Here is a 5,502-nt window from a genome sequence, read left to right as displayed (position 1 = left end):
ACCACGCCACGCTCTACCTCAACGGCCCCAGGCAGTAGGCCCCCTCACCCGTCGCTAGGGGACTATCAGGCGCATTCGCCTACGCGGAGGCCAAACCGGCCGACGACGAACAGGGGAAGCCGATACGACCGGGCTGCACAGGTACCGCCAGCGGGTGGGGCTTCGCCCTGCACTTCGGTCTGACCCCGCCGGGCCCGTTCGGTCGACTCATCGGATGTCCTCCCAGAGCAGCCGCTCCCGGGCGCCCGGGTCCCGCCTCACGACAGGAGCGTCATCGCTCAGGTACAGCACCGAACGGTCCGGGGAGTAGGGCGGCCAGCCGGGGTCCGGCCGTCCCTCGCGGGCGAAGGCGAGCCATGCGGCACGCATCCGGTCGGACGACTCTTTCGGAGGCTCCGCCCCCAGGAGCGGGTCGGAGGACGTTCCGAAGACCAGGCCGATCTCCGACATGTGACAGGCGCCCAGCCGGCCGTCCAGGACGGGCGAGGGACGGGCGAACTCGTAGACGAAGGTCCGTGCGCCCAGAGCTGCACGGGCCTCCGCCACCCGGATGGCCGGGATGCGGTAGGAATGGTCGGTCATCACGGCCGAGAACAGATCCCCGGGCGTGGCCTCCGGGTGGGCGGCCCGGTAGGTGGCGACCGCCTGCACGGCATCGAGCCCGAATGAAGCCAGGAATCCCTGAAGGACCTCGTCCGTGATGCGGTCGGCCATGCCCAACGGGACGAGGAAGAGCCGGAATTCGTCGGTGGTCGTGCCGGTGAGCAGGTCGATGTCACGGCCCGCCCCCTCCGCGATGGCATCGACGGGCCGTGCGCAGAGAGTGATCCCGTCGACCACCGGCAGCACCGTGGTGCCACCACCGGCGGACTCGCCCCACCGGCCCGGGGCTGAATCCCGGGCGATCTCCTGGCCGAGGACGGCGTTGGCGGCGATCAGTCGCTCGGGGGCCACGGCGGCCAGGGCCTCGGTGGTGTGCTCGACCCCGGCGAGGACAGCCAGTCGCTCGGTGATCCGGTGCCCGGTCTCCACGGAGTGGCAGTGGTGCCCGGCGCCGCTCTGGGTGATCGCGCGGCGGAACAGTCCCTTGGCCCGCTCCATGACCATCAGCGCCGTGATGCTGATGGCTCCGGCCGACTGGCCGAACACCGTGACGTTGTCCGGATCGCCGCCGAACGCCGCGATGTTGTCACGGACCCACTCCAGGGCGGTGACCTGATCCAGCAGGCCGAGGTTGGCCGTGCCGTCGGGCAGCAGGAGGAAGCCCTCGGCGCCCAGCCGGTAGTTGAGCGTGACGCACACCGCGCCGTCCGCGGCGAGCCGAGTGCCGTCGTAGCTGAACAGCGAGCCGGATCCATTGCGGAACGCCCCGCCATGGATCCAGACCAGGACCGGAAGACGGCCTCCGACGCGACCGGGTGCGGGGGACCACACATTGAGGTTGAGACAGTCCTCCCCCGTCTCCACGGGCTCCACCATGAGCCGGGCCATGGCGGGGTGGTAGCCGGGCTGGGGCGCGGCCTGCCCCGGACGACTGCAGTCACGCTCCCCCGCCCACGGCTCGGGAGGCTGCGCAGGACGGAACCGGCGCGGCCCGAAGGGCGGTGCAGCGTACGGGATGCCCAGGAACGCCGCGACGCCTTCGCGCTCCTGGCCCCGTACCTTGCCGTACGCGGTGGAGACGGTCACGCTTGCCAACGCAGCACCTCACGTGATTGTCGATCAGCCGCCGCGCCACTCCACCACGGAACGCATGGAAGGGCCAAGGGATTTAGCTCCCTCAGGAGCTCACCGCACCCTCGGCCAAGGCGACCGCTGCCCTCTTGTCGGCCACCTCCACCGCGAGGCGGGAGTACTCGGTGGCGCCGGACAGTTCGAAGTCAACCCCGAAGGGCTTCCGAAGCTGACCGCTAAGCTCTCGACCATGTGGAGACGAGCGGTCCAGGACGCCTTCCCCGAGGCCGGTTTCCGCGAGCCGGTTCAACCGTCCGACCTCACCGCGGCCGAGTTCCGGCTCGGGCGGCCCCTGCCGGCCGCCCTCAGGCAACTGCTCCTCGAGAGCGACGGGGTGATCGGGCGCACCCACGTCGACACCGTCTGGCCGCTCGAAGAGATCGTCCGGCAGAACCTGTTCTTCCGGTCCACCGTTCCCTCCACGCCGACGGAGACGACTGGTACCGCTTCTGAACTGGTACCTCTCCCGAACTGGCACCGCCCTTGAACTGGTACCGCCCTTGAACTGCCGCCGCCCTTGAACTGGTACCGCCTGAAGAAGCTGCCGAGGCCGAGATGCACCAGGACGCCGTACCCCCGACCGAGACGATCCGCCCCGACTGGGCCGAGCTCGACCAGCTACCCACCCTCGACCTGCTCCGCCTGATGAACGCCGAGGACCGCACCGTCCCCGCCGCCGTCGCCGGGGAGCTGGCGCGGATCTCCGCCGTGGTCGACGCCGTGGCCGCCCGGATGGCGCGCGGCGGGCGGCTGGTCTACGCAGGGGCGGGTACGGCCGGACGGCTCGGCGTGCTGGACGCCGCCGAGTGCCCACCGACCTTCGGTACCGATCCGGCCTTGGTCGTCGGCCTGATCGCGGGCGGCCGAACGGCCGTCACCGAGGCCGTCGAGGGGGCTGAGGACCGTACCGACCTCGCTGAGGCCGACGTGGCCTCACTCGCCCTCACCCCGGACGACGCCCTGATCGGCGTCTCCGCCTCGGGCCGAACGCCCTACCCGCTGGCCGCCGTCCGCGCCGCGCGGGCAGCCGGGGCGCTGACCGTCGGACTGGCGTGCAACCGGGGTTCGGCGCTGGTGGCCGCAGCCGAGCTGGGGATCGAGGTGGAGGTCGGCCCGGAGGTGCTGGCCGGTTCCACCCGGCTCAAGGCCGGCACCGCGCAGAAGCTGGTGCTCAACATGCTGTCCACGGCCGTCATGGTCCGCCTCGGTCGGACGTACGGAAATCTGATGGTCGATCTCCGGGCCACCAACGCCAAGCTCCGCGAACGAGCCCGCCGGATCGTCGCCGAGGCCACCGGCGCCGACGAGGACGCGATCCGCCGGGCGCTGGCCGCGACCGACGGCCGAGCGAAGGACGCGATCCTGCTCCTGCTCGCGAACGTGGACGCCCCCACCGCCGCCCGACTGCTCACCGCCTCGGACGGCCGGCTGCGCGAAGCCCTCCAACGAACCCGGGGCCACGACCAGATCCAGGGCCAGATCCACGACCAGATCCAGGACCGCATTCGGAACCGGGACCGTAACTAGCAGGCGGGTTGGCGACGATCCGGCCCATCGGGTCGATCAGCACCAGGGCGGCGCTGCGGGGATCCGGTTGATCACGACCTCCTCACGCTAGCCCGTCTCACCGGCCGGGCCCTCCGCCGTCTCGCGCGCGATCACCACCCGGAAGCCCTCGATCAGCACCCGCAGCCCGTACTCGAAGTCGGCGTCGTGGTCGGTCATCCGCAGCACGTCGGCCGCCTCGCTCAGCAGCGGCAGGTCACGCAGCGCCTCGTCCGGGAACGGAGGCCGGGCGCGCTCCGCCGCGTCCTGGCGCCAGGCCTGCTCCTCGGTGACCCAGCCCATGATGTACCGGTCGACGGTCAGCAGCAGCCGCAGCGCCGTACGCGGGCGCAGTCCGGCCCGACAGAGGGCGGACAACTGGGCCTCGACGGCGGGGAGTTCGTCCTCCGTGGGCAAGGTCCCGGCGTGCACCCGGGCGCCGTCGCGGTAGGCGAGCAGGGCGTGGCGCTTGGCGCGGGCGTCGGCGGCGATCCACTCGGGCCAGTGCTCCGGGTCCGGTGCGCGGTCGGGCGGCAGGGCCTCGGCGAGCATCGCCTCGGCCATGAGGTCGAGCAGTTCCCGCTTGTTCTTGAAGTGCCAGTACAACGCCGGTGACTGGACACCGAGTTCACGGGCGAGCCGCCGGGTGCTGAGCCCGTCGATGCCCTCCTCGTTGAGCACGCGCAGCGCGGTGCGCACCACCTCGTCGCGTTGCAGCGCCATCCGATCGTCGCTCCCTCCGGCCCCGCCGCTCCACGCAGTTCCGCGGAATTCGGCTTGCGAGATCCACCTTATCGCCGCTAAGTTCCGACCCGGAATTTATCACTGCTAAGGACAGCGCCGAGCGAACGTCGGCGGCGAGAACGAACGCCCCGAGAACGAACGCCCCGAGAACGAAGGCCTCGCCAGCGACGACCACGTGAGCGATGGCCTCGCGAGCAATGACCACGTGGGCGAAAGCCACGAAAGGAGCAGCACCTCATGCCCTCAGCCACGGACCGCCCCCGGTCCCGCCTGAACCGACTGAACCACCTGAACCGCCTGAACCGCCTGCTGCCGAACACCGCGCCCTGGCGGTCCTCCCGGGACTTCCGGCTGACCTGGACCTCCGGAACGGTCACCCTGCTCGGCTCGATCTTCACCATGACCGCCATCCCGCTCCAGATCGCCGACCTCACCGGTTCCCCGCTCGCCGTGGGCGCGATCGGCGCGGTCGAACTGCTGCCCGCCGTCCTGTTCGGCCTCTACGGGGGCGTCCTCGCCGACCGCGCCGACCGCCGTACCGTCGCGCTGGCCACCGAGGTCGCGCTCGCCGTGCTCAGCGCCCTGCTGCTCGCCAATGCGCTGCTCGGCGCCCCGGCCGTCTGGCCGCTCTACGTCGCCGCCGGGCTGGCGGCGGCGATCCAGGGCCTGCAGCAGCCCTCGGTCGAGGCGATGATCCCCCGGCTGGTGCCGCACGAGCAGCTGGTCGCGGCCAGCGCACTGCTCTCCCTTCGCTGGAGCGTCGCCGGGGTGGCCGCCCCGGCCGCCGCCGGCCTGCTGATCGCGACCGCCGGCGTACCGGCGGCCTACCTGGTCGACCTCGGCACCTTCCTGCTGTCGATCGTCCTCCTCGCCCAGGTCCGGCCGGTCCCCTCGGAGCGGGACGCCGAAGCGCCGCGGCTACGGGAGTTCGCCGAGGGCGCCCGGTACGCGGCGCGGCGGCCCGACCTGCTGGGCACCTACCTGGCCGATCTCGCGGCCACCGCCTTCGCCCTGCCCACCGCACTGTTCCCTTTCCTCGCCGAGGAGTTGGACGCGGTGTGGGCGCTCGGCCTGCTCTACTCCGCCGCGGCGGCCGGCAGTCTCATCGCGGCCGCCACCGGCGGCTGGACCGAGCGGGTGCAGCGGCACGGCCGGCTGGTCCTCCTCTCCGCCGCCCTGGTCGGTGCGGCGACCGCCGCGGCCGCCGTCGCCCCCGGTCTGTGGGGCGTACTGCTCTGCCTCACCGTCGCGGGCGGCGCCCACTGGATCGGCGACACCTTCCGCAGCGCCATCTGGAACCAGTCCATTCCGGACGAACTCCGCGGCCGTGCCGCCGGGCTGGAGATGCTGATCGGCTCCGCCGGGCCCGCCCTGGGCGACCTGCGGGCCGGCGGCCTCGCCGCCCACCAGGGCATCCGGGCCGCGCTGCGCACCGGCGGCCTGCTCTGTCTGGCCGGCAGCGCCACCCTGGCGGCGGCG

Annotated in this window: 5 protein-coding genes; 3 read left to right on the top strand and 2 right to left on the bottom strand. The window is 72.2% G+C overall.

Annotated features, from left to right (window positions below; all coding sequences use genetic code 11):
* Positions 1 to 207: 207 nt before the first annotated feature.
* Positions 208 to 1,689, bottom strand: coding sequence for a carboxylesterase/lipase family protein (locus J0670_RS28645; protein WP_207814593.1), 1,482 nt, complete (start codon positions 1,687 to 1,689; stop codon positions 208 to 210).
* On the opposite strand from J0670_RS28645, the gene J0670_RS28640 reads away from it, so the two are divergent.
* Positions 1,676 to 2,221: an SMI1/KNR4 family protein gene (locus J0670_RS28640; RefSeq protein WP_207814592.1), complete on the top strand. Its 546-nt coding sequence runs from the start codon at positions 1,676 to 1,678 to the stop codon at positions 2,219 to 2,221. The genes J0670_RS28645 and J0670_RS28640 overlap by 14 nt on opposite strands.
* A 68-nt stretch (positions 2,222 to 2,289) precedes the next feature.
* Positions 2,290 to 3,261, top strand: coding sequence for an N-acetylmuramic acid 6-phosphate etherase (gene murQ / locus J0670_RS28635; RefSeq protein WP_207814591.1), 972 nt, complete (start codon positions 2,290 to 2,292; stop codon positions 3,259 to 3,261).
* Between the two features lie 87 nt (positions 3,262 to 3,348).
* On the opposite strand, the gene J0670_RS28630 is transcribed toward murQ, so the two are convergent.
* Positions 3,349 to 4,002 carry a TetR/AcrR family transcriptional regulator C-terminal domain-containing protein gene (locus J0670_RS28630; RefSeq protein ID WP_207814590.1) on the bottom strand — a complete coding sequence of 218 codons (654 nt, stop codon included), beginning with the start codon at positions 4,000 to 4,002 and terminating at the stop codon, positions 3,349 to 3,351.
* A 258-nt stretch (positions 4,003 to 4,260) separates the two neighbouring features.
* Here J0670_RS28630 and J0670_RS28625 point away from each other — a divergent pair.
* The coding region (locus J0670_RS28625; protein ID WP_207814589.1) for an MFS transporter at positions 4,261 to 5,502 on the top strand (1,242 nt) is incomplete at its 3' end.

This window comes from Streptomyces sp. FH025 (assembly GCF_017427025.1).
Taxonomy (GTDB): Bacteria; Actinomycetota; Actinomycetes; order Streptomycetales; family Streptomycetaceae; genus Kitasatospora.
The sequence above is the reverse complement of the archived record's forward strand: the minus strand, read 5'-3'. Positions and strand labels throughout refer to the sequence as shown.

What these genes read in the sequence shown, in the direction of transcription:
- J0670_RS28630 (WP_207814590.1), bottom strand. Translation starts at nt 4,002, where the DNA reads ATGGCGCTGCAACGCGACGAGGTGGTGCGCACCGCGCTGCGCGTGCTC.
- murQ (WP_207814591.1), top strand. Translation starts at nt 2,290, where the DNA reads ATGCACCAGGACGCCGTACCCCCGACCGAGACGATCCGCCCCGACTGG.